This window comes from Clostridia bacterium (genome assembly GCA_024653205.1).
In the GTDB taxonomy this organism is placed as follows: domain Bacteria; phylum Bacillota; class DSM-521; order Neomoorellales; family SLTJ01; genus JANLFO01.
This window is the reverse complement of record JANLFO010000007.1, coordinates 49010-70140: the sequence shown is the minus strand read 5'-3', so window position 1 is coordinate 70140 and position 21131 is coordinate 49010. Positions and strand designations below refer to the sequence as shown.

Sequence of the window (21131 nt, the reverse complement as noted above, 5' to 3'; positions counted from 1 at the left end):
AAAGGGAGATCCGTCACCGGTAACCCGGTTAAGGGGAATACCCCGCCGCAAAGGGCGGAATAATTGATATCGTGAGTACCGGAAACAGGAGGAGACGTAGGCGTGACCTCCGTAACTGCGGAGAACAGCCTGCTGCATCGGGAGCGCGAAACCCTGGTAGATCGCTACCTGGGCGCTCCCGCCGAAGAGCGCGGCCGCATCCTCAGCGCCATACTGGATATAGACCGGCAGTTGGGATACCTCTAGGCTGAACGGGATGCGGCCCTCCGTGATTGCCCGGGCGGGAAGGCGGTTGCCCCGAGGCGACAGGACGCTCGGCCTTGCCGGGTCAGTACTGGCCTCCGGAAACGGCATGGTTGGCCCGGAGGACGCCCAGCATGGTCAGGGCCTTTCCCGCCCCCAGGGCCACGGAGGAGATGGGGTCATCGGCCAGGTGTACCGGCAGCCCGGTTTCCTCCTGCAGCAACAGGTCCAAACCGTGCAACAGCGAGCCGCCGCCGGTCATAACGATCCCCCGGTCCACGATGTCCGCCGCCAGCTCCGGAGGGGTCTGCTCCAGCACTTCCTTGATGGCGGAAATCACCGCCTCCGTGGGCTCGCGCATGGCCTCCCGCAACTCGGCGGAGGTTATCTCCACCGTCTTGGGCAGCCCGGTTACCAGGTCCCGACCTCTTATGGTAGCGGCGGCATCCCGCACGCCCGGGTATACCGTGCCCACCTCAATCTTTACCTCTTCGGCCGTCTGCTCCCCGATCAGGAGATTGTGGCGCCGGCGTATGTACTGGACGATGGCAGCGTCGAACTTGTCCCCACCCACGCGCAGGGAACGGCTGTAGACGATGCCGCCCAGGGAGAGCACCGCTATGTCGGTGGTGCCTCCCCCGATATCCACCACCATGCTTCCTTCCGGTCGGGAAATGTCCAGACCCACTCCCAGGGCGGCGGCCAGGGGTTCCTCGATCAGGTAGGCCTCCTTGGCACCCGCCTGGAGCGCGGCCTGCTTCACCGCGCGTTCCTCCACATTGGTAATTCCCGAAGGGACGCAGACCATCAGGCGAGGTCGGAAAAAAAGGTGAAAGCCCCCAACCTTCTTCAGCAGGTGACGCAGCATCCTCTGCGTAATCTCGTAGTCGGCTATCACCCCTTCTCGAAGCGGCCGCACCGTGGCAATGTAGTCCGGCGTGCGACCGAGCATCCGCCGGGCCTCTTCACCTACGGCTATCAGCCGTTGAGTATCGCGCTCCAGGGCCACCACCGAAGGCTCGCGCAGCACAATTCCCTTTCCCCGAAGGTAAATCAGGATACTCGCCGTACCCAGGTCCACTCCGATGTCGGTCCCCCAACCCCACACGGCACCCACCTCCCGGGCGGCAGAAGACTTAGAGGTTGAATACTGATTCGGGAAAAATTACCGCAAATCCTGCGCCGGATTCAGGGTGCCCCGATATTTCTTGCGGGTAGCCTCGCCTCCGCGAATATGCCGCTCGGCCTTGTTCAGGTCCAGGATGCGCCGGACCTGTCCGGCCAACTCCTCGTCGATCTGGGGCAGCCTTTCGGTCATGTCCTTGTGCACCGTGCTCTTGCTCACCCCGTACACCCCGGCCGCCTGTCGCACCGTCGCCGTGGAGGCTACCACATAATTGGCTATTTGCAGCACCCGATGGCGGATGTGCTCCTGCATTGGGGGGCCTCCTTCAAGTCATTTCGCTACTCACTTATATGAGGAGGCCCCGGGAAAAAGACCAGCCGCCCTCGCCGCAGCCGGCAAGGGCGGCCGGGTCCCGGCCGATACGAATCGATGACCTACCGCAGGAACTCCAGGGGATTCCGTGCCTCTCCCCGATAGCGGACCTCGAAATGCAGGTGTGGTTCGGTAGTCTCGGCTCCGGTTCCGGGCTCGCCCAGGTAGCCCAGGACCGATCCCGGCGGCACCGGCTGCCCGGCCGACAAGTCCTCGACCCGGTCGAGTTCGAGGTAAACGGTCTCCCACCCGTTGCCGTGGCTCAGCACTACCTGCCAGCGGTGCTCGGCGTCGTATGCTACCTCCTTCACCTCGCCCCGGGCCACCGCCCTCACCGGGCTCCCGGACGGGGCGGCGAGGTCGACGCCGGGATGGAACCGGTAGTCCCGGTAGGCGTCCGCCAGCCCGTACCCGTAACCGCGGGCCACCTCTCCTTCCACCGGCCGTATCACCCGGGAGAGGTCCGCCGGGGCAGCCCTTCCCGGCGCCGCGGATTTTTCCTCCGGCGAAGAAGCGGCAGCACCGGCACCGGTGGGTGCCGAGGAGGAAGCGGGCGGCTCCTGGACCGCCTCCTCCGGTGTCGGCGCGGTAGCGGATCCGGCCAGGACCTCGGAGGGCTGCGGCTCGGGCAGATGGCCTACCCGAGCCGGTGATTGTACCGTCACCCGGGGACCGAATTGATACCCGGCCACCAGCATCCACGTAATTCCGGTGCCGACGGCGGCCAGGAGGGCGGCGGCGGCGATCCGCTGCCAGGACCACTGTTTGAACGTCCGCAGCCAGACCGCGGTCATCGCTCTCGGGTTAATGACTCCCCGCAACATATCATCACCCCGGTATTATTCTTACCAATTATTGGCTTGAATAACCGGGTAGGGTTAACGTACGGGCACATCGTTCAAAGAAACCAACTCGGTTCCCGGATAATAATAGGAGAGGATTTCTCGGTAGGATTTCCCCCGACGGGCCAGACCCTGGGCGCCGTACTGGGACATGCCCACACCGTGGCCGTATCCCCGGGTACGGAATACCAGATTCGCTTCTTTCTTTTCCCAGCGCACGTAGGTAGAGTTGAGGCCGAGCAACTGCCGGAACTGCCCCCCGGTAAGGATTCGCCCTCCTGCCAGCACCGACTTGACCCTCCCGCTGGCGGTATAGGCTACCACCCGCAGGCCGAGATCGTTGCCCGAGCCTTCCAGGCCCAGGCGGTCCATCACGTCGGAGATCGACAGCACGGTAACGCTGTCATTGTAAGGCGATTCTTCTTCCCAGGGCGAAGGCCGGCTGCGCAGGTAGGGAACGGAACGGCCCCAGACCTCCTTTGCGTCCTCGGTACGCCCGCCGCTGGCGGAATGGTAAAGCGGGTCGATAAGCTCGCCCTGATAGGTGAGGACCAGTCCCCGGGTGGCGGCCACCGCCGCCTGCACCTTGCGCCGGAAAAACCAGTATCCCAACAGGCCCCAGCGGCGCCGCATCTCCGCTTCGCTTAACCACCCCTGGCAGTGCTGGGGGTCGTTACAGACGTCGGCCTGGGGGTGGCTCCCTTTCCCCAGGCGCCCGAGCACCAGGCGCCGGGCGGCGTAGGTCCGGGCCGCCACCGCCTGGGCCTTCAGGGCTTCGGGCGCGAAACGGGCGGGCATTTCCGCCGCCACCGCACCTACCAGATAGGCCTCCAGGGGTAAGACCTCAACCGAGCCGGTGGCAGGAATGTAGACCCGAACGGCCCGGTCGGTGGTAATACGCGGCCCTCCCACGCCGGACAGCAGCGATATTACGGCCAGGGGAAGCAAAACCACGGCAGCCAGTAGCAGGGCCAGCCACCAAATAAGATACCTGGGCATCCTTGTCCCTCCGCTAGAGTCTATGCCCGGAGGACAAGGACTAGACCAGAGCCTCGCTCTTGAGCCGGCCCCGGAAGACCTGCGCCCCCAGGGCCGCCAGTTTGTCTACCAATTCCTCGTAGCCGCGGTCCAGGTGCTCCGTGCCGGTTATCTCGGTTTCGCCGCTGGCGGCCAGCCCGGCGATGACCAGGGCGGCGCCGGCCCGCAGGTCGTGGGCTCTGACCTGAGCCCCGGTCAGGGCAGTGGGGCCCTCGATCACGGCGCTGCGGCCTTCGGTGCGAATGTTGGCTCCCAACCGCTGAAGCTCCTCTACATAGGTGAACCGGCTGTCGAATACCAGGTCGGTTACCAGGCTCATACCGCGGGCTTGGGTGAGCACGGCGGCCATCTGGGGCTGAAGATCGGTGGGAAACCCGGGATAAGGCAGGGCGCGAACGTCCGTAGCCCTCAGAGCCGCCTGCGGGTCTCGCTCTATCCATAGCGAACCCTCCTGGTCGGCAATGGTCGCTCCCACTTCCCCGAACTTGGCCAGCACCGCACTCAGGTGCCCGCTGATTACGTTCTCCAGCTTTACCCTGCCTCCGACCGCCAGGACTGCAGCCAGGAAAGTCCCGGCCTCAATGCGATCCGGTATTACCGTGTGCCGGGCCCCGTGCAGTTCCGTTACCCCTTCTATTCGTACCGTCCGGGTGCCGGCACCGCTTACCCGGGCCCCCATGGCATTGAGAAAGTTGGCCAGATCCACCACTTCGGGCTCGCAGGCGGCATTTTCGATGATCGTGGTGCCACGGGCCAGGGTGGCGGCCATCATCAGGTTTTCGGTGGCTCCAACGCTGGGTACGTCGAGATAAATGCGGGCTCCTTGCAGCCGCCGGGCCCTGGCCCTCACCAGTCCGTGCGACATCTCAATGCCGGCACCCAATGCGGCAAATCCCTTGAGGTGCTGGTCCACCGGACGGCTGCCGATGGCACAGCCGCCGGGAAGGGATACCTCCGCCCGGCCGACCCGGGCCAACAGAGGGCCGAACACCAGAAACGAAGCCCGCATACGACGGACGAACTCGTAAGGTGCCTCCACGGCCGTCAGGCGCGGAGTACGCAGGGTCATCTCCCGACCCGACCAGGTTGCCTCGGTACCCAGGCTTCGCAGCAGGTAGAAGCAGGTAGCTACATCTAAGAGGCGAGGCACCTCCTGCAGGTGGCAGGTGTCGCCCGTGAGCAGGCTGGCGGCCATAATGGGCAGAACGGCGTTCTTCGCCCCACTGATACGCACCGAACCGAACAGAGGCCTGCCTCCGCGTAGCCGTAAGTCCTCCAAGGCCCCACCCCTCTCCAGAACCTGTCCAGAGCATCCTTTCGCTGGTGCCGGGCGATTTTCCTTCCCATCCCGCCCGGCAAATGATAGCAGCAGGCCTAAAAACTGCCAACGAGGAGCGGCACCCCCACGAAAACCAGGGTACGGCCCTCGGTTCGGTTCACCCGGAGGGCCACCTGGAAGTTCAGTTCTCTGCCCGTAGCCTCCCTGCGACCGGGGCCCAGGAAGGGACTGTAACCGCTGATAACTACCAGGCCGGGCTGCGAGAGACTCTCCACGCCCCGCCCTCCCAGCAGCCTCACCAACCGTCGCGCCCTCCATCCCAGGGACGCTCCCTCCAGAGGGGTCCCAATCTGAGCCCTGTACAGACGGTAAATACGCCCCTGTGCCGACCAGGCGGCCAGCAGCCGCTCCTGCTCCTGCGGCCGGGCCCGTCCCTCCTCCGACCATCGCAGGACGAGAAGCCCCTGTTCCCCACCCTGCTCCGGAGAAGGCCCCGGGGGTTCCCCTAACACCAAAGGGCGGCGCCATATCTGCCATCCGGTCGCCCTGTCGTCGGCTCCGGCCGACTCTCCCGCGCCGGAAGCGCCAAGCGCTCTTACCAGGGCTTCAAAACTCTGGCCGGCCCCGCGCCTAAACAGGAACTGGGCTTCCAATTCTGCCCTGAGCGGCACGGCCCCGGCCTGCTCCAGCGCCCACCATACCAGCTCGTCTCCGGTCCTGCGAATTCCCTCCCCGGCCGGAGAGAGGGCCAAAAGAACGAAGGCGCCGGCTAGGAAGGCCGACGCCGCCAGGGCTTTTGAGTATTGCCCAAGCACCATCGCCTGGCACTAATATTTGCCAGAACCGGGCTTGGCTATACCTGCTGGTTCCCATTGGTTACTTTTAGTGGACCTCTTGGGCGGCCTTCAACCGGGCCAGGGCCCGGCGCAGGGCCATTTCCGCCCGGGCCACGTCCAGTCCCGCGGGCCTTTCTTTGAGCCGCTTCATCGCCCTTTCCTTGGCCCGCTGGGCGCGGGCCACGTCGATCTCCTCCGGTCGCTCGGCGGCATCCGCCAGGACGATGGCTCGGTTATCAGCCACTTCCATGAACCCTCCGCTCACCGCCAGGCGGAAGGTCTCCCCGGCCTGCCGGTAGCGCATTACCCCCGGAACCAGTCCGGTTACCAGCGGGGTGTGGCCAGGGAGGACTCCCAGGTAGCCCTCGGTACCCGGTACCATTAGCGCCTCTACCGGCTCCCGAAGGACTACCCGCTCGGGGGTGATGATTTCTAATTGTATCTGCTTGTCCACCGCCGCCGCCTCCCCGGCCTAGGCCGCCGCTTCGAGCAGCTTGCGGCCCTTCTCGACGGCCTCATCTATGGTGCCCACCATGTAGAAGGCTTCTTCCGGCAGGTCGTCGTGCCTGCCCTCCAGGATTTCCTTGAAGCCGCGGATGGTTTCCTTAAGGGGCACGTAAACCCCCTTGGTGCCGGTAAAGGCCTCGGCCACGTGGAAGGGCTGCGACAGGAACCGCTGGATCTTGCGGGCCCGGGCTACCAGGAGCTTGTCTTCCTCCGAGAGTTCCTCCATGCCCAGGATGGCGATAATGTCCTGCAACTCCTTGTAGCGCTGCAGCACCTGCTGCACGCCCCGGGCCACCTGGTAATGCTCCTCTCCTACCACCCGCGGGTCCAGGATCCGGGAGGTGGAGTCCAGCGGGTCCACCGCCGGATAAATACCCAGCTCGACAATCTGGCGGGAAAGCACCGTGGTGGCATCCAGGTGGGCAAAGGTGGTGGCCGGGGCGGGGTCGGTGAGGTCGTCGGCGGGGACGTAAATGGCCTGTACCGAGGTAACCGATCCCTGCCGGGTGGAGGTGATGCGCTCCTGCAACTCGCCCATCTCGGTGGCCAGGGTAGGCTGGTATCCTACCGCCGAGGGCATGCGGCCGAGAAGGGCGGACACCTCCGAGCCCGCCTGCACGAAACGGAAGATGTTATCAATGAAGAGCAACACGTCCTGGCCCTCGGTATCCCGGAAGTACTCCGCCAGGGTCAGGCCGGTCAGTCCCACCCTGAGCCGCGCCCCCGGGGGCTCGTTCATCTGCCCGAACACCAGGGCCGTGCGCTCGATAACCCCCGACTCCTTCATCTCCAGCCACAGGTCGTTGCCCTCGCGGGTGCGCTCCCCTACGCCGGCGAAGACCGAGAAGCCCCCGTGCTCGTACCCCACGTTGCGGATCAGCTCCATCAGCAGTACCGTTTTCCCCACGCCGGCGCCGCCGAAGAGCCCGACCTTTCCGCCCTTCGGATAGGGGGCCAAGAGGTCTACCACCTTAATCCCCGTTTCCAGCACCTCCGGCACCGGCCGCTGCTCCTCCAGGGCGGGCGCCGGCCGGTGAATGGGCAAATACTCCGTGGCCTCAATGGGACCCTGCTCGTCGATGGGCTCTCCCAGCACGTTCAGGAGCCGGCCCAGGGTGCCGCGGCCCACCGGCACCCTGATGGGCGCGCCGGTATCCTCGGCGATCATGCCCCGGATCAGCCCGTCGGTGGAGTCCAGGGCCACGCAGCGCACAGTGTCGTTGCCCAGGTGCTGCATGGCCTCCATGACCACCCGCTTGAAGATGGGGCTCCTTACCTCAGGCGGCTGCTGCTCGTTATCGATCACCACGGCGTTGTATATGTCGGGCAGTTGCCCCTTGGGAAACTGCACGTCCACTACCGGGCCGATTATTTGCACTACCCTTCCCTTTCCCACCGTCCCTCTTCCCTCCTCTGCCGCTTTACTCAAAGGCGCGAGCCGTGCCGACAATATCCGCGAGTTCCTTGGTAATGGCCGCCTGGCGGGCCTTGTTGAAGGAAAGCGTCAGGCGCTTGATCATATCCTCCGCGTTATCGGTCGCCGCCTCCATGGCGGTCATGCGGGCGCCGAACTCCCCGGCCTTGGCCTCCAGGAGCATCTGGTAAACCTGTATCTCCAGATAGCGGGGCAGGAGGTCGGCGAAAAGCCTCGCCGGAGGCGGTTCGAACAGGTACTCCCGGCCCCGCCCTTCCTTTCCCGGACGCAGTACCGGAAGCAAGGGCACCACCTGCGGCACCTGCCGAATCGGGGAGATGAACTGGCTGTAGACCACGTAGAGCCGGTCAAAAGCCCCGGAAAGAAAGAGATCGATAAGGTCCCGGGCCAGTTCCCGTCCCTGGGGAAATACCGGATCATCGCCTATATCCAGGTATTCCTTCAGTATGGTGTAGTGGCGCCGCCGCAGGTAATCCCGCCCCTTGCGACCTACCGGCAGCCACAATATCTCCTCGGCCGGCGCCACCCGGGCGGTGTGCTCCGCCAGACGGAGCAGGTTGGCGTTGTAGCCGCCGCACAGCCCCCGGTCCCCGGTGACCACCAGATAGGCCCAGCGCCGCTGGGGCCTTTCCTCCAGGAGAGGATGCTGCACCTCCGGAGGCAGATTGGCCACCAGCCGCTCCAGAACCTCGCGCAGCTTGGCCGCAAACGGGCGGGAGGCCACTACCCGGTCCTGCACCTTACGCAGCTTGGCCGCGGCCACCATCTGCATGGCCCGGGTGATCTGCTGGGTGTTACGGATACTGCGGATCCGGCGGCGGATTTCCCGCATGGTAGGCATAGCCTCTACCTCCCCGGGCCCCTAGGCAGCTTGTTTAAAGGCTTCTTTGAACTGCCCGATGGCCTGCTCCAGCCGCTGGGCCACTTCCGGCTTGATCTCCTTCTCCTCCTTGATGCGGCGCAGAACGTCCGGGTAGTTGGCCCGCAGGAAGGAGAGGAACTCCTTCTCGAACCGGCCCACGGCCTCCACGGGCAGGTCGTCCAGGAAGCCGTTTACCCCGGCATATATGACCGCCACCTGCTCCTCCACGGGCATGGGCTCATACTGACCCTGCTTCAGCAACTCGGTCATGCGCTCCCCACGGGCCAGGCGGGCCTGGGTTACCTTGTCCAGCTCGGACCCGAACTGGGCGAATGCCGCCAATTCCCGGTATTGGGCCAGGTCCAGGCGCAGCCGGCCGGCCACCTGGCGCATGGCCCTGATCTGGGCGTTTCCGCCCACCCGGGAAACCGATATGCCCACGTTGATGGCCGGACGAATGCCCGCGTAGAAGAGATCGGGCTCCAGATAAATCTGCCCGTCGGTGATGGAAATCACGTTGGTAGGAATGTAGGCGGAAACGTCGCCGGCCTGAGTCTCGATGATGGGGATGGCGGTCAGGGTGCCTCCGCCCAATTGCTCACTCAGACAGACGGCCCGCTCCAGAAGCCGGGAGTGGAGGTAAAAGATGTCTCCCGGGAAGGCCTCGCGACCGGGCGGACGCCGGAGCAACAGCGACAGCTCGCGGTAGGCAGCGGCGTGCTTGGACAGGTCGTCGTACACCACCAGAACGTCCTGGTGTTTTTCGTACATCAAGTACTCGCCCATGGCGCAGCCGGCGTAGGGAGCCAGGTACAACAGCGGCGCCGGGTCGCTGGCGGTGGCCGAAACGATGATGGTGTAGTCCATAGCCCCGGTTTCTTCGAGTTTGTTGATAATGCCCGCCACGGTCGAGGCTTTCTGGCCGATGGCTACGTAGATGCAGATTACATCTTGGTCCTTCTGGTTTATGATGGTGTCCACCACCAGGGCGGTCTTTCCGGTCTGGCGGTCTCCGATGATCAGCTCCCGCTGGCCCCGGCCGATGGGAATCATGGAATCTACCGCCTTTATCCCGGTTTGCAGGGGCCGGTTGACCGGCCGGCGGTAGATTACCCCCGGAGCCTTAAACTCTACCGGACGGAACCGGTCGGTGAGGATTTTGCCCTTTCCGTCTAGGGGCTCTCCTACTGGGCTGACCACCCGGCCGATCAGGGCCTCACCCACCGGCACCTCGGCGATGCGGCCGGTGCTGCGGACCTCGTCCCCTTCTTTGATGTGGCTGTAGGGGCCCAGAAGCACGCAGCCGATATTGTCCTCCTCCAGGTTCAGAACCATGCCGAAGACGCCGCCCGGGAACTCCAGCAGCTCTCCCTGCATGGCCCGCTCCAGGCCGTACACCCGGGCGATGCCGTCGCCCACCTGGAGGACGATTCCCACCTCGCTGGTGGTGGTCTGTGCTTGGTAGCTTTCGATCTGCTGCTTGAGCAGAGCGCTTATTTCGTCAGGACGCAGGCTCATCCGGCCTTATCCCCCCTTAACTGCTCAAGACTCGTCCCAGCCAAATGCTCCTTGAGGCTGCGCAGGCGCTGGGCCAGGCTGCCGTCCCAGACCCGGTCGCCGATCTTAACCACCAGGCCGCCGATTAGCTGAGGCTCGGCTTTGGCCTTCAGGCGTACTCTGCGCCCGGTGATCTCGGAAAACCGTTCCTCCAGAGCCTTAACCTGCTCCGGTCCCAGGGGAAGCGCGGAACGCACCTCTCCTTCCACCAGCCCGGCGTCCTCCAGGGCCAGGGACCGGAATTGCTCGCAGATCGACTCGAGGCACCCCTCCCGCTTGCGGTCGCACAGCAGGAGGACGAAGTTCAGGGTTATAGGACTGACGCGATCGGCGAGTATCCGCCGGAACAGGGACTTCTTTTCCTCGGCCGGTATTCCTTGGTGCTTAAGCCACGCGGCCAGTTCCCGGACCTCGCGGAACAAGCCCGCAACGCCTTCGAGGTCCCGGGCCACTTCTTCGACCCGATTTTTTTCCTTGACCAGCTCAAAAAGAGCCTGGGCGTAGCGCTTGGCGACTCTGGTCTCGCTCACTGCAGCTCTCCCACTTCCTGAATGAACTCACGCACCAGGCGCTCGTGGTCTTCCCGCCGGAGCTCCCGCTCCAGGACCCGACCGGCGGCCAGGACCGCCAGGGTGGCCGCCTGCTCGCGAAGCTCCGCCACCGCCCGCGCGGTTTCCGCCTGTATCTCTTCCCTGGCCCGGGTCAGTATCTTCTCCGCCTCCAGCCGGGCGTTGCGTACCGCTTCTTCGCGCATCTCCTCGGCCGTCTTGGCCGCCCGGCTCACCATTTCCTGAGCTTCCTGGCGCGCGCTCTCCAATTGGGCCCGGTACTCGGCCAGGGTGGTCTCGGCTTCGGCCTGCGCCTTGGCCGCACCCTCCAAGGCATTCTGGATGCGCTGCTCCCGGGTCTCCACCATCTTAGTTACCGGCTTATAGACTATAAGGTAGAGTACGGCTATAACCAGCAAGAGGTTGATTACCTGAAACATGAAGGTCCAGGGGCTAAAGTTGAGCGCCCCCATGATGGCTTCCACCACTGGAACCCCCTTTGGGTAAAGCCCGTCCCCCGTGGCCGTCCACCGGCCTGCCCTTGGGCTCCGGGCCGGTGGACGGCCTCCCGGAAAGCACTTACCTTACACGATCTTAGTCCACAGCAGGATGGCAATAACGAAGGAAAACAGGGTCAAGGCCTCCATAAACGCCAAGGCGATTAGGAGAGTAGTGCGGATCTCGCCGGCCACCTCAGGCTGCCGGGCTATACCCTCCATGGCTCCCCGGGTAGCTACGCCCTGGCCAATACCCGAACCCATGGCCGCCAGGCCGATAGCGAGGCCTGCACCAATGCCCACCAGAGCTAAACCTTCCATGCTAATCGTTTCCCTCCTTTCGGCCCGCGTTGACCTCGGCAAAACCTTACTTCCGGTGGGAAGCAAAGGTTCAACCTGCCTTGTTGGGCTCCCGGCCCCCTAGTGCTCGGAAGAAGTACGGGTGGCCAGGTAACTCATGGTGAGAACGGCAAAGATAAAGGCCTGGATAAAGCCGAACAGCACACCCAGGAGTTGCATTACCGCCGGCACCACCAGCGGCACCAGTATGAACAGGATCAGCACAATGGTATCTTCGGCGAACATATTGCCGAAAAGACGCAAGGACAGGGATATGACCTTAACCAGTTCCTCGAGGAGGTTTAAGGGGGCTAGTAATATGCCGTGGGATACGTAGGTGTGCAAGTAGCGCCTGATCCCTATTTCCTTAATGCCCAGCAGCTGCACGGCGATAATGGTGGTAACCGCGAAGGCCAGCGTGGTGCTCAGATCCATGGTGGGGGGCTTTACCCCGGGAATAAGCCAGGAGAGATTCAGGAAGAGGATCAGGATAAAGAGGGTGCCTACGAAGGGTAGATACTTGCGGCCCCGCCTTCCCATAAAGCTTTCCAGATAACCGTTTATGAACTCTACGGCCACCTCCGGTAGGTGCTGCCACCCGCGGGGAAGCAGCTGCATCCTCCGGGTGGTAAGCAGGGCAATCAGCACCAGCAGGACCATGATGACCCACGTCGTAACCACCGTGGTGGTTACCGGCACCGGACCCAGATAGAATACCACATGTGGTTTCAGGTGCTCCATGATCGTTGCCAGCTGTTCCATTCTGCCGCCCATGGTATCACCTCCCCCTGCAGGAATGTTACCTCCGCCACCGCGGTCGCGACAAGAGTGCCCTTGCTTCCCCCAACTGTGCCAGCATCTGTACCTCCACTCCCACGGCAACTCCCAGCAAGTACCACACACCGGCTCGTAGGGCCAGGACCAGGGCGATCAGGACCAGCGCCCAGCGCACCAGCATGATGGCCCCGAAACGCCGGGCTCCCTTTTCCGCACCCAGATAGCCTACCGCCCGGCAGGCCAGATAATAATTAAACAGGCCCAGAGGCAAGCCCGACAGGATACCGGAACCGATCTCCCGGTATCCCAAAAACCAGGCCCCCACCCCCAGGCCCAAACCTATGACCAGCATCCACACAAACCTGTTCCAGGAAAACAACCGCCGCCAGCTCTCCGAGACCGGCTCCGAACTAGCCGGGGTTTTGGTCGGTTCCATTCTTCTTCTTGCCTTCTTTGGCCGCAAGGGTGCTGAGTTCGTCGATCAGGTTCTTGAACGCCAGGGCTGCCCCCAGCAGCATACCTACGATCATGAACACCGGCTCGGTTCCCACATGCCGGTCAAGCCACCGGCCGCCGAAGAAGCCCAAAAAGACCGTGACGGTCATGGTTATGCCGAACGAGAAGCCCAAACTGGCGTACCTGCCGAACGCGACCCACGGATTCTTGTCCTGCCGCTCCTGCATCCTTCACCTGCGTGCGGGGCCCTTGATGTCCCCGGTCAAACACCCCTCCTATTATTCTTCGCCGACCCGCAATATCCTTCCCAGCCTCCGGATTTTTTTCTGGCCCTCCCCGGCCACAAAGGGCAAAGGAGGTTGTTGGCGCAGTCCGAAGAAGAACTCCAGGGCCTGGCGAACCCGCACCGCCGCCCGCCCGTCGCCGTAGGGGTTAACCGCATTGGCCATCTTTCGGTAAGCCGCCCAGTCTTCCAGCAGCCGGGCAAGTTCCGCGGCAACCCGATCCTCGTCCGTGCCTACCAGCACCGCCGTTCCCGCAGCCAGGGCTTCCGGCCGCTCGGTAGCCTCACGCAAGACCAGCACCGGCTTGCCCAGCGAAGGGGCTTCTTCCTGCAGTCCGCCGGAGTCGGTTAACACCAGGTAGGCGCGGGCCATAAGGTTGACCAAGGCAGCATAGTCCAGGGGCTCGCAGGTGACGATACGGGGCTGTCCCGCCAGCTCCTCGCTCACCAGCCGCCGGATCTCCGGATTCCGGTGCACCGGAAAGACTACGGTTGCTTCCGGATGACGCTGCAGGACCGCCTTGAGGGCCCGGAATATGCGGCGCATAGGCTGGCCCCAGTTCTCCCGGCGGTGGGTGGTGAGCAGTATTACCGGATGCCGGAAGTCAACCCCGGCCAACGCCGGGTCGGAAAAACGAAAATCCGGCCGCACCGTGCTCAACAGGGCATCGATCACCGTATTGCCGGTTACGAAAATGCGTTCTTCCGGCACTCCTTCCCGCCGGAGATTGTCCGCCGCAGTGGCGGTGGGTGCAAAATGAAGATCGGAGAGCACGGCCGTAAGATGACGGTTCATTTCCTCCGGAAAGGGGGCATACTTCCGGTAGGTGCGCAGGCCCGCCTCCACGTGCCCCACCGGGACCTGGCAGTAAAAGGCCGCCAGCGCCCCGGCGAAGGTGGTGGTGGTGTCCCCGTGCACCAGCACCAGGTCGGGCCGGACGGCAGCATACACCTCTATCAGGCCCTGCAATACCCTTACCGTAATGTCGGCGAGGGTCTGACCTTCTTCCATGAGGTTCAGATCGAAGTCCGGACGGATGGCGAACAGCTCCAGCACCTGGTCCAGCATTTCCCGGTGCTGGGCGCTGACCGCCACCCGGCACTCGAAGGGAGAGTGCTCGCCGGTAAGCTCGCGTACCACCGGGGCCATCTTTATCGCCTCCGGCCGCGTACCGAAAACGCAGAGTATGACCGGCCGCCGGTCCTTGCCCCTCACCTTCCCCGGTTCTGCCCGCTTCGGGTCCGGCCTTCCTTCGCCATTACCTTCAGGTGCCATTGTCAAGGCGGAACACCTCAATACCCGCTTCCTTAAGAATCTGCGCGGCGAGCGGGTCGGGGTAACCCTCCTCTACCACTACCCGGGTGACCCCCGCGTTCACCAGCATCTTGGCGCAAACCGTGCAGGGGTGGTGGGTAACGTAAAGCACCGCCCCTTCGGTGCTTACGCCGTGGAGGGCGGCCTGGATGATGGCGTTCTGCTCGGCGTGCAGTCCCCGACATAACTCGTGACGTTCGCCGGGCGGTACCCCCAACTGCTCGCGCAGGCAGCCAACCTTCTCGCAGTGAGGAAGGCCGGCCGGCGCCCCGTTGTATCCGGTGGCCAGTATGCGGCGTTCGCGCACTAGCAATGCGCCTACCCGTCTCCTCAGGCAGGTGGAACGCTGGGCCACCACCCTACAGATGCGCAGAAAATACTCGTCCCAGTCCGGCCGCAACCCTAGTCCTCCTGCAATCCCTCAATTGCCCTGTCGGCGGAAGGGGGAGCCGAATCGGCGCCTCCCGACCCCGTATCCGGCTGCCGGCCCGGCCACCCCGGGTAAAGCGGAAAGGCGCGGCACAGCTCGCGTACCTTGGCCCGTATCCGCGCCAGCCGCCCTTCGTCACCGGATGCGCTCAGGGCCTGCTCGATCAGTTCGGCGATCTGCTCCATCTCCGCCGGACCCATGCCCCGGGTGGTCACGGCCGGCGTCCCCACGCGGATGCCGCTGGTCACGGAGGGTTTTTCCGGATCGAAGGGGATGGCGTTCTTGTTAACCGTTATCCCCACCGAGTCCAGGATTTCCTCGGCTTCGCGACCCGTCAGCCCCTTGTCCCGCAGGTCCACCAGCAGCATGTGGGTATCGGTTCCGCCTCCTACCAGCCGGAAGCCCCGTTCCTTGAGGGCCCGGGCCAAGGCCTGGGCGTTGGCCACCACCTGCTGCTGGTAGTGCCGGAAAGCGGGAGTGCCGGCCTCCTTGAAGGCCACCGCCTTGGCGGCAATGACGTGCATCAGCGGGCCTCCTTGAAGCCCGGGAAAAACGGCCTTATCGATTGCCGTGGCGAACTGCCGCGGGCAAAGAATGAAGCCTCCCCGCGGCCCGCGCAGGGTCTTGTGGGTGGTGCTGCTGACGTAATGGGCGTGAGGCACCGGGTTGGGGTGAAGACCCGCGGCCACCAAACCGGCGATGTGGGCCATGTCCACCAGCAGATAGGCGCCCACGCTGTCGGCAATGGTCCGGAAGCGGGCAAAATCCACCAGCCGGGGATAGCTGCTGGCTCCGGCGACGATCAGCTTCGGGCGCTCCCGTTCGGCGATGGCCGCCACGGCATCGTAGTCGATCTGCTCGGTTTCAGGGTCCACCCCGTAACTTACCGCGCTAAACCACCGGCCGGAAAAGTTGACCTGGCTGCCGTGCGTGAGGTGACCGCCGTGGGCCAGATCCATGCCGAGGATGCGATCCTCGGGCCTCAGGGCGGCAAAATATACCGCCATATTGGCCTGAGCTCCGGAATGGGGTTGTACGTTGGCGTGCTCGGCGCCGAAAAGGCTGCACGCCCGCCGCCGGGCCAGGTCTTCGATCACGTCCATGTGCTCGCAACCGCCGTAGTACCGTTGACCGGGGTAACCCTCGGCGTACTTGTTGGTAAGGATTGACCCCTGAGCGGCCATGACCGCCCGGCTGGCGAAGTTCTCCGAGGCAATAAGCTCGAGATGGTTGGCCTGTCGCTCGGCCTCGCCCAGGATGGCGGCGGCTACCTCCGGGTCTTCGGCTGCCAGTATGTCCCAATCCTGCACTCCCGTTTCCTCCCGGCCCGCAACTTGACTCCGACCGCCCCTTAAGAACCGTACTTTTCTTCGATAGCCCGGATCTTGTCCACCCGACGCCGGTGGCGGCCGCCGGCGAACTCGGCCGCCAGCCAAACCGCCACTACCTCCCGCGCCAGGCCCGGCCCGATTACCCTCGCTCCCAGGGTCAGGACGTTGGCATCGTTATGCTCGCGGCTGGCCCGCGCGGAGAAAGTGTCGTGACACAGCGCCGCCCGGATGCCCGGTACCTTGTTGGCCGCTATGGCCACCCCCACGCCGGTCCCGCAGCAGAGAATGCCGCGTTCGAACCGGCCGTGGGCCACGGCCTCCGCGACCGCCAGGGCAAAATCGGGGTAGTCTACCGCTTCCGGCCCAAAGGTGCCGAAGTCGTGATACTCTACCCCGGCCTCCCGGAGATAGTCCTTGATCTCCTCCTTGAGGGCAAAGCCGGCGTGATCACTGCCCAGGGCCACTCGCAAACCCGCTTCCCCCCAAACTTGTCCATATCTTCGACAGCCGCTACCCGTTTCCTGCCGGCTCCTTATCCTCGGCCAGAAACCGCAGGAGGGCGGCCTGCACCGCATCTTCGAGTTCCCGGGCACACCGGCGGTATACCTCCACTCCGCCTCCCAAGGGATCGGCCACATCATAGGTCCGGCCCGTGTCTTTCAGCGCCCAGCCGCCGGCCGCATACTCCTTGAGGACGAATATCCGGTCGGCGTGCTGCGGCCAGAGCTCCCGCAGGCGCTCCCGCTGGGCCCAGGTCATGGTGAGCACCAGATCCGCCCCGGCCACCATTTCCTCCCGCAAGAACCGGGCCCGGTGCGCGGAGAGGTCTAACCCCTTCTCGCCCATGACCTCCGCCGCCTCAGGAGCAGCCCCCATGCCCTCACAGGCGGCCTCGCCCGCGGAAAGCACCTCCACACCTTCTATGCCTTCGGTACGCAGAAAGGCCTCGGCCAAAGCCGCGGCCATGGGGCTGCGGCAGGTGTTGCCCACGCATACGAACAGTATTCGCTTCACCCCTACCAGACCTCCCCCAGCAGCCGCCAGGCAATAAAAAGCAGGAGTACACCACCCAGAATTCGACTGCGGCTACCAATCCATTTCCCCAGGCGGCACCCGCATATGAATCCGGTCCAGGTCATGCATCCGGCGACGATCCCCATGGTCAACACCGTAAGCCATAGATCCACGCGCAGAGCACCCAAACCGAAGCCTACCGTAAGGGCATCGAGGCTCACGCTGCCCGCCAGCGCCACCACCCCCCAGGGCCTGGAGGGGAAACGGTCTTCCCCGGCGCGGGCCACCCGGGGTCCGGCGGAATGGGGCGCGGCTTCGCGCCATCCCTCCCACAGCAGTTGTACCCCGATGGCCATCAGGGCTACGGCGCCCACCACCCCGGCCACCTGACCCAGAAGGCGGCCCAGGAGCTGGCCCGCAAGCAGGCCGGCCAAAGGCAGCAGCACGTGCAAGACGGCCACCGTCAGGGCAAAGACCCGGGCCTGCCGCTGCCGGACTCCCGCCAGGCCCATGCCTACCGCCAGAGAGAAGGCGTCCGTTCCCAGAGCCACTGCCACGCCCAGCACCGCAGCCCAGCCCATGCGTCTATTCCCCCGTTTATACTACCAGGCTCAGGGCCAGACCTAAGACCAGGCCCGTGCTTCCGGCCCAAAGCGGGTGATGTCTGGCCGCGGGAAGGAGCTCCTTCAGGACCACGAAGAGCATGACCGCGGCGGCGGCCGCCAGGAGCGGGGCCAGGGCCCCCGGAACCACCATCAGCACCAACTCTCCGACGCCAGTTCCCAGGGGGGTAACCGCGGCTACCAGCGCAATCAGCCCCAGCACCCGCCTCCGGCTCAAGCCTCCGGCCAAGAGCGGCCCGGCCATCACCATGCCCTCGGGCAGGTTGTGGAGGGCAATGGCCACCGCCAGGCCTAGCCCCAGGGCCGGCCCGGCAGCATACCCTACGGCAATGGCCATACCTTCCGGGAGATCGTGCAGGGCCACGGCGGTACCCACGAAGTAGCCCAGGCGCCGGTAGTCAAACTCCCGGCCGTAGGCGGGGACCAACCATCTACACACCAGGGCCAGGAACACCAGTACCAGACCCGCGCCCCAGCCCAGCGCCCTTACCCCGCCGAGCCTGAGGGCGGCAGGCAGCAGGTCCACGGCACTGACCCCCAGCATGACGCCGGCCGCCACTCCCAGGAGCCAGCCCAAGAACCACCGATTAGGCCGTCCCAGGCCCGCCACCAGGGCACCGCCGGCCCAGGTGGCCAGCCCGGCAAGAATACTGAGGAGGCCCGCACTCACCCCCGGTCTTCACCTCAACCTTGGGTTCTAACCTATACTTCGATCACCTGGTGCCCGGCCGCCTTGCGCAGGCGGTTGGTGAGGGCCAATCCCAAACCTTCCTCCGGCCAGGCTTCGGCCAGGATATGGTCTACTGCGTACCGGTCGCATGCTTTGAGGCCGGCATAGAGGCGCGCGGCCGCCAGGGCCGGATTACCGCGAGGGCCGAGGCAGACAAGAACATCCGGCGAGACTCCCTGCCGGCACACCGCCGCCGTCTCCTCGCTCACCAGGACTGCCACCCGTTTTCCCTCCAACCTCGCCCTTTCCACCAACTCCGCAATCCGTTGGCCTACCGCCTGCGGCTCGCCGCTCACCAAACACATGGGAGCCCGGGGAGCATAATGCCGATACTTCATTCCCGGGGAACGCGGCGGGGCCTCCGTCCTATCGGCGGTGCCAGCCGCGGGATCCACCCGGACCTCGCCCAGCACCGCCTCCAGTTCCTCTAGCGTTACCCCGCCGGGGCGCAGTACCGCCGGAGGCCGCACAGTAAGGTCCAGCACCGTGGATTCCACTCCCACCTCCGCAGGGCCCGCCTCCAGGATCAGGTCGATACGGCCCCGCAAGTCCTGGAGCACGTGCCGGCCCAGGGTGGGGCTGGGACGGCCGGAGAGGTTGGCACTGGGAGCCGCCACCGGCACCCGGGCCCGGCGCAACAGGGCCAGAGTCACGGGGTGGCGGGGCATGCGCAGCGCCACGGTATCCAGACCGGCGGTAACCGCCGGGGCCACGCGGCCGTTGCTGGGCAGGATCAGGGTGAGAGGGCCGGGCCAGAACCGCCGGGTCAGCATTTCCGCCTCCGGCGGAACCGAGGCCGCCAGCTCGGCCACCTGTCCGGCGTACCCCAGATGCACTATCAAGGGATTATCCGCCGGCCGCCCCTTGGCGGCGAAAACCGCGCGTACCGCCCGCTCCGACAGGGCATTGGCCCCCAGGCCGTAGACCGTTTCGGTAGGGAAGGCCACCAGGCCTCCCCGGCGCAGGATCCGGGCCGCCCGGGATATGGCTTCCGGCGCCGGCCGGCGCGGGTTAACCCGCCAGTAACGCGTGGGCCGACGCATAGACGGCCTCCTTCCCCGCCTTCCCGGATAGCCTCCGGAAAGGCGATCATAAGAAGAAAATCAAGGTATCCAGTAAGAAAAGCGGCAGCAAGATACCTCCCGACCACGCCATATAGCCGAAGAAGCTGGGCATGCGGATTTGGTTTTCCTCGGCGATCGACCGCACCATGAAGTTGGGCGCATTGCCTATGTAAGTATTGGCGCCCATGAAAACCGCGCCGCAGGAAACCGCCAAGAGCATCCTCGGATCTATTATCCCCACCGTGGTGGGCACACCCTGGGCGGCCCCCAGGCTGGCGGCGGTGGTCATGAAGACCAGGTAGGTGGGGGCGTTATCGAGAAAACTGGAAAGCGCCCCGGTGCACCAGAAAAACTGGGCGGGGTGGGTTAGGCCCAGCTCCGGTCCCCGGGCGTGCAGGATGGCGAGGGCGGGAATCATGGTTACGAAGATGCCGGCAAAAAGGGTGGCCACTTCCTTAATGGGGGCCCAGGTGAAGCGGTTATCGCGCCGGACCTCCGGCCGGGTGGTTCGCCAGGAAAGGAAAGCGGCCAACAGCATAATGGGCTCCCGGATCAGGTCAACGTAGGGCAGAACCACAGACTCTTCGCCGTGCCCCAGCACGGTAATACCGCGCAGTTCACCGGTACTCAGGTCGGCAAAAGCCGGGGTTTTGGCCAGCATTCCGCTTAAGATCACCGAGCCCACTACCATGGCCAGATAGACCAAATTGTGGAGACCTTCTACCCGCAGTTTCTCCTTGACCCCGTCGGCAGGCGCAGGTGCCTCCTTACGGTAAAAGTGACTGTCCAGCAGGTAGTACAGGGACAGTAATATGACCACATTCAGGCCCATTGGCAGGATCAACTTCATGGTCCAGAAGAACGGCACTCCACGCAGGAAGCCCAGAAAAAGTGGAGGATCGCCTACCGGGGTAAGGGCACCTCCGATATTGGCAATGAGGAAGATGAAGAAGATTATCGTGTGAACCTTATAACGGCGCCATTCGTTGGCCCGGATGACCGGCCGGATAAGCAGCATGCTGGCGCCGGTAGTGCCTATCCAACTGGCCAAAAGGGTCCCGATGAGCAGGAGAACCGTGTTTACCACCGGTGTTCCCCGCAGGGTGCCCCGGAGTATCAGGCCGCCGGACACCACGAACAGACCAAAGAGCAAAAGAATAAAAGGCACGTAGTCCAACAGGATGACCTCAACCCCATGGGTAATGGCGGTCCCGGAGCCGTAGGCCACCAAAAAGGGCAAGAAAAAAACCAGCGCCCAAAAGGCGCTTACCTTGCCCATATTCTTCTCCCACCAGTGCGGGTTTACCAGAGGACAAATGGCAATGGAGAGCAACATGCCTACGAAAGGAAGGATGCTCCAGATGGGAAGCTGGTGCCCCAGATCCGTCCCCGTACTCGCCCAGGCGCATGTACCGGCCGGAAATAAGGAAACCAGGGCAGCCGCCAGACCCAAGGATCCCACGCGTCTTGCCTCCACCGTTGCCGAGAGCCTCCTCTCGCCGCTGTAGCGTCCGCTGCCAAGACCGATCGTTCCGGCCACCCAACCGGGTTTGCCCCTGCACTACCCGCAGATTCCCTCGCTAAGACCGAGCCCGCTCGAGGAAAGCCGGGGACGACCCGGAATTGC

Annotated in this window: 26 protein-coding genes; 1 reads left to right on the top strand and 25 read right to left on the bottom strand. The window is 64.4% G+C overall.

Annotation, left to right across the window (positions count from 1 at the left end; genetic code table 11):
• Positions 1 to 102: 102 nt before the first annotated feature.
• On the top strand, positions 103 to 246 hold the full coding sequence (locus NUV99_05370; GenBank protein MCR4419551.1) for a hypothetical protein: 144 nt from the start codon (positions 103 to 105) through the stop codon (positions 244 to 246).
• Between the two features lie 82 nt (positions 247 to 328).
• Here the strand turns inward: NUV99_05370 and mreB are convergent, their stop codons facing one another.
• From mreB to NUV99_05245, 25 genes are all read right to left on the bottom strand, one after another.
• Positions 329 to 1351 (bottom strand): rod shape-determining protein MreB, encoded by a 1023-nt coding sequence (gene mreB / locus NUV99_05365; GenBank protein MCR4419550.1) that lies wholly within the window; start codon positions 1349 to 1351, stop codon positions 329 to 331.
• Between the two features lie 57 nt (positions 1352 to 1408).
• Positions 1409 to 1681, bottom strand: a complete 273-nt coding sequence (spoIIID, locus tag NUV99_05360; GenBank protein ID MCR4419549.1) for a sporulation transcriptional regulator SpoIIID — start codon at positions 1679 to 1681, stop codon at positions 1409 to 1411.
• A 122-nt stretch (positions 1682 to 1803) separates the two neighbouring features.
• Complete coding sequence (locus tag NUV99_05355) at positions 1804 to 2565, bottom strand: peptidoglycan DD-metalloendopeptidase family protein (protein MCR4419548.1); 762 nt, start codon at positions 2563 to 2565, stop codon at positions 1804 to 1806.
• Between the two features lie 54 nt (positions 2566 to 2619).
• Positions 2620 to 3582 (bottom strand): stage II sporulation protein D, encoded by a 963-nt coding sequence (gene spoIID, locus NUV99_05350; GenBank protein MCR4419547.1) that lies wholly within the window; start codon positions 3580 to 3582, stop codon positions 2620 to 2622.
• A gap of 40 nt (positions 3583 to 3622) precedes the next feature.
• Positions 3623 to 4900 (bottom strand): UDP-N-acetylglucosamine 1-carboxyvinyltransferase, encoded by a 1278-nt coding sequence (gene murA, locus NUV99_05345; protein MCR4419546.1) that lies wholly within the window; start codon positions 4898 to 4900, stop codon positions 3623 to 3625.
• Between the two features lie 95 nt (positions 4901 to 4995).
• Positions 4996 to 5718: a YwmB family TATA-box binding protein gene (locus NUV99_05340; GenBank protein ID MCR4419545.1), complete on the bottom strand. Its 723-nt coding sequence runs from the start codon at positions 5716 to 5718 to the stop codon at positions 4996 to 4998.
• Between the two features lie 64 nt (positions 5719 to 5782).
• Positions 5783 to 6190, bottom strand: a complete 408-nt coding sequence (locus NUV99_05335) for a F0F1 ATP synthase subunit epsilon (GenBank protein MCR4419544.1) — start codon at positions 6188 to 6190, stop codon at positions 5783 to 5785.
• Between the two features lie 18 nt (positions 6191 to 6208).
• Positions 6209 to 7639, bottom strand: coding sequence for a F0F1 ATP synthase subunit beta (atpD, locus tag NUV99_05330; GenBank protein ID MCR4419543.1), 1431 nt, complete (start codon positions 7637 to 7639; stop codon positions 6209 to 6211).
• A 25-nt stretch (positions 7640 to 7664) separates the two neighbouring features.
• On the bottom strand, positions 7665 to 8519 hold the full coding sequence (gene atpG / locus NUV99_05325) for an ATP synthase F1 subunit gamma (protein MCR4419542.1): 855 nt from the start codon (positions 8517 to 8519) through the stop codon (positions 7665 to 7667).
• Between the two features lie 21 nt (positions 8520 to 8540).
• On the bottom strand, positions 8541 to 10058 hold the full coding sequence (atpA, locus tag NUV99_05320; GenBank protein ID MCR4419541.1) for a F0F1 ATP synthase subunit alpha: 1518 nt from the start codon (positions 10056 to 10058) through the stop codon (positions 8541 to 8543).
• The gene (gene atpH / locus NUV99_05315) at positions 10055 to 10627 is read right to left on the bottom strand and encodes an ATP synthase F1 subunit delta (protein MCR4419540.1); all 573 of its coding nucleotides are present in this window, start codon (positions 10625 to 10627) and stop codon (positions 10055 to 10057) included. The genes atpA and atpH overlap by 4 nt, the downstream gene beginning before the upstream one ends.
• Positions 10624 to 11130 carry a F0F1 ATP synthase subunit B gene (atpF, locus tag NUV99_05310; protein MCR4419539.1) on the bottom strand — a complete coding sequence of 169 codons (507 nt, stop codon included), beginning with the start codon at positions 11128 to 11130 and terminating at the stop codon, positions 10624 to 10626. The genes atpH and atpF overlap by 4 nt, the downstream gene beginning before the upstream one ends.
• 99 nt (positions 11131 to 11229) lie before the next feature.
• On the bottom strand, positions 11230 to 11463 hold the full coding sequence (atpE, locus tag NUV99_05305) for an ATP synthase F0 subunit C (protein ID MCR4419538.1): 234 nt from the start codon (positions 11461 to 11463) through the stop codon (positions 11230 to 11232).
• Between the two features lie 99 nt (positions 11464 to 11562).
• Positions 11563 to 12255: a F0F1 ATP synthase subunit A gene (atpB, locus tag NUV99_05300; GenBank protein ID MCR4419537.1), complete on the bottom strand. Its 693-nt coding sequence runs from the start codon at positions 12253 to 12255 to the stop codon at positions 11563 to 11565.
• Positions 12256 to 12280: 25 nt separating this feature from the next.
• Positions 12281 to 12694, bottom strand: coding sequence for a hypothetical protein (locus NUV99_05295; GenBank protein ID MCR4419536.1), 414 nt, complete (start codon positions 12692 to 12694; stop codon positions 12281 to 12283).
• The gene (locus NUV99_05290) at positions 12669 to 12941 is read right to left on the bottom strand and encodes an AtpZ/AtpI family protein (protein MCR4419535.1); all 273 of its coding nucleotides are present in this window, start codon (positions 12939 to 12941) and stop codon (positions 12669 to 12671) included. Before NUV99_05290 ends, NUV99_05295 begins: the two co-directional genes overlap by 26 nt.
• Positions 12942 to 12992: 51 nt before the next feature.
• A complete protein-coding gene (wecB, locus tag NUV99_05285) occupies positions 12993 to 14147 on the bottom strand; it encodes a UDP-N-acetylglucosamine 2-epimerase (non-hydrolyzing) (protein MCR4419534.1) in 1155 nt (384 codons plus the stop codon).
• A 115-nt stretch (positions 14148 to 14262) separates the two neighbouring features.
• Positions 14263 to 14712 carry a cytidine/deoxycytidylate deaminase family protein gene (locus tag NUV99_05280; protein MCR4419533.1) on the bottom strand — a complete coding sequence of 150 codons (450 nt, stop codon included), beginning with the start codon at positions 14710 to 14712 and terminating at the stop codon, positions 14263 to 14265.
• 2 nt (positions 14713 to 14714) lie between these two features.
• Positions 14715 to 16052: a serine hydroxymethyltransferase gene (locus NUV99_05275; protein MCR4419532.1), complete on the bottom strand. Its 1338-nt coding sequence runs from the start codon at positions 16050 to 16052 to the stop codon at positions 14715 to 14717.
• A 41-nt stretch (positions 16053 to 16093) separates the two neighbouring features.
• Positions 16094 to 16543: a ribose 5-phosphate isomerase B gene (rpiB, locus tag NUV99_05270; protein MCR4419531.1), complete on the bottom strand. Its 450-nt coding sequence runs from the start codon at positions 16541 to 16543 to the stop codon at positions 16094 to 16096.
• A gap of 40 nt (positions 16544 to 16583) precedes the next feature.
• On the bottom strand, positions 16584 to 17087 hold the full coding sequence (locus NUV99_05265) for a low molecular weight protein arginine phosphatase (protein ID MCR4419530.1): 504 nt from the start codon (positions 17085 to 17087) through the stop codon (positions 16584 to 16586).
• Between the two features lie 2 nt (positions 17088 to 17089).
• On the bottom strand, positions 17090 to 17668 hold the full coding sequence (locus NUV99_05260; GenBank protein ID MCR4419529.1) for a manganese efflux pump MntP family protein: 579 nt from the start codon (positions 17666 to 17668) through the stop codon (positions 17090 to 17092).
• A 16-nt stretch (positions 17669 to 17684) separates the two neighbouring features.
• The gene (locus NUV99_05255; GenBank protein MCR4419528.1) at positions 17685 to 18380 is read right to left on the bottom strand and encodes a ZIP family metal transporter; all 696 of its coding nucleotides are present in this window, start codon (positions 18378 to 18380) and stop codon (positions 17685 to 17687) included.
• A gap of 32 nt (positions 18381 to 18412) precedes the next feature.
• On the bottom strand, positions 18413 to 19483 hold the full coding sequence (locus NUV99_05250) for an L-threonylcarbamoyladenylate synthase (protein ID MCR4419527.1): 1071 nt from the start codon (positions 19481 to 19483) through the stop codon (positions 18413 to 18415).
• 46 nt (positions 19484 to 19529) lie between these two features.
• Positions 19530 to 20981 carry a sodium:proton antiporter gene (locus tag NUV99_05245; protein MCR4419526.1) on the bottom strand — a complete coding sequence of 484 codons (1452 nt, stop codon included), beginning with the start codon at positions 20979 to 20981 and terminating at the stop codon, positions 19530 to 19532.
• Positions 20982 to 21131: the final 150 nt, after the last annotated feature.

What these genes read in the sequence shown, in the direction of transcription:
- spoIIID (MCR4419549.1), bottom strand. Translation starts at nt 1,681, where the DNA reads ATGCAGGAGCACATCCGCCATCGGGTGCTGCAAATAGCCAATTATGTG.
- NUV99_05355 (MCR4419548.1), bottom strand. Translation starts at nt 2,565, where the DNA reads ATGTTGCGGGGAGTCATTAACCCGAGAGCGATGACCGCGGTCTGGCTG.
- spoIID (MCR4419547.1), bottom strand. Translation starts at nt 3,582, where the DNA reads ATGCCCAGGTATCTTATTTGGTGGCTGGCCCTGCTACTGGCTGCCGTG.
- NUV99_05340 (MCR4419545.1), bottom strand. Translation starts at nt 5,718, where the DNA reads ATGGTGCTTGGGCAATACTCAAAAGCCCTGGCGGCGTCGGCCTTCCTA.
- atpG (MCR4419542.1), bottom strand. Translation starts at nt 8,519, where the DNA reads ATGCCTACCATGCGGGAAATCCGCCGCCGGATCCGCAGTATCCGTAAC.
- atpA (MCR4419541.1), bottom strand. Translation starts at nt 10,058, where the DNA reads ATGAGCCTGCGTCCTGACGAAATAAGCGCTCTGCTCAAGCAGCAGATC.
- atpE (MCR4419538.1), bottom strand. Translation starts at nt 11,463, where the DNA reads ATGGAAGGTTTAGCTCTGGTGGGCATTGGTGCAGGCCTCGCTATCGGC.
- atpB (MCR4419537.1), bottom strand. Translation starts at nt 12,255, where the DNA reads ATGGGCGGCAGAATGGAACAGCTGGCAACGATCATGGAGCACCTGAAA.
- NUV99_05295 (MCR4419536.1), bottom strand. Translation starts at nt 12,694, where the DNA reads ATGGAACCGACCAAAACCCCGGCTAGTTCGGAGCCGGTCTCGGAGAGC.
- NUV99_05290 (MCR4419535.1), bottom strand. Translation starts at nt 12,941, where the DNA reads ATGCAGGAGCGGCAGGACAAGAATCCGTGGGTCGCGTTCGGCAGGTAC.
- wecB (MCR4419534.1), bottom strand. Translation starts at nt 14,147, where the DNA reads ATGGCCCCGGTGGTACGCGAGCTTACCGGCGAGCACTCTCCCTTCGAG.
- NUV99_05260 (MCR4419529.1), bottom strand. Translation starts at nt 17,668, where the DNA reads ATGGGCTGGGCTGCGGTGCTGGGCGTGGCAGTGGCTCTGGGAACGGAC.
- NUV99_05250 (MCR4419527.1), bottom strand. Translation starts at nt 19,483, where the DNA reads ATGCGTCGGCCCACGCGTTACTGGCGGGTTAACCCGCGCCGGCCGGCG.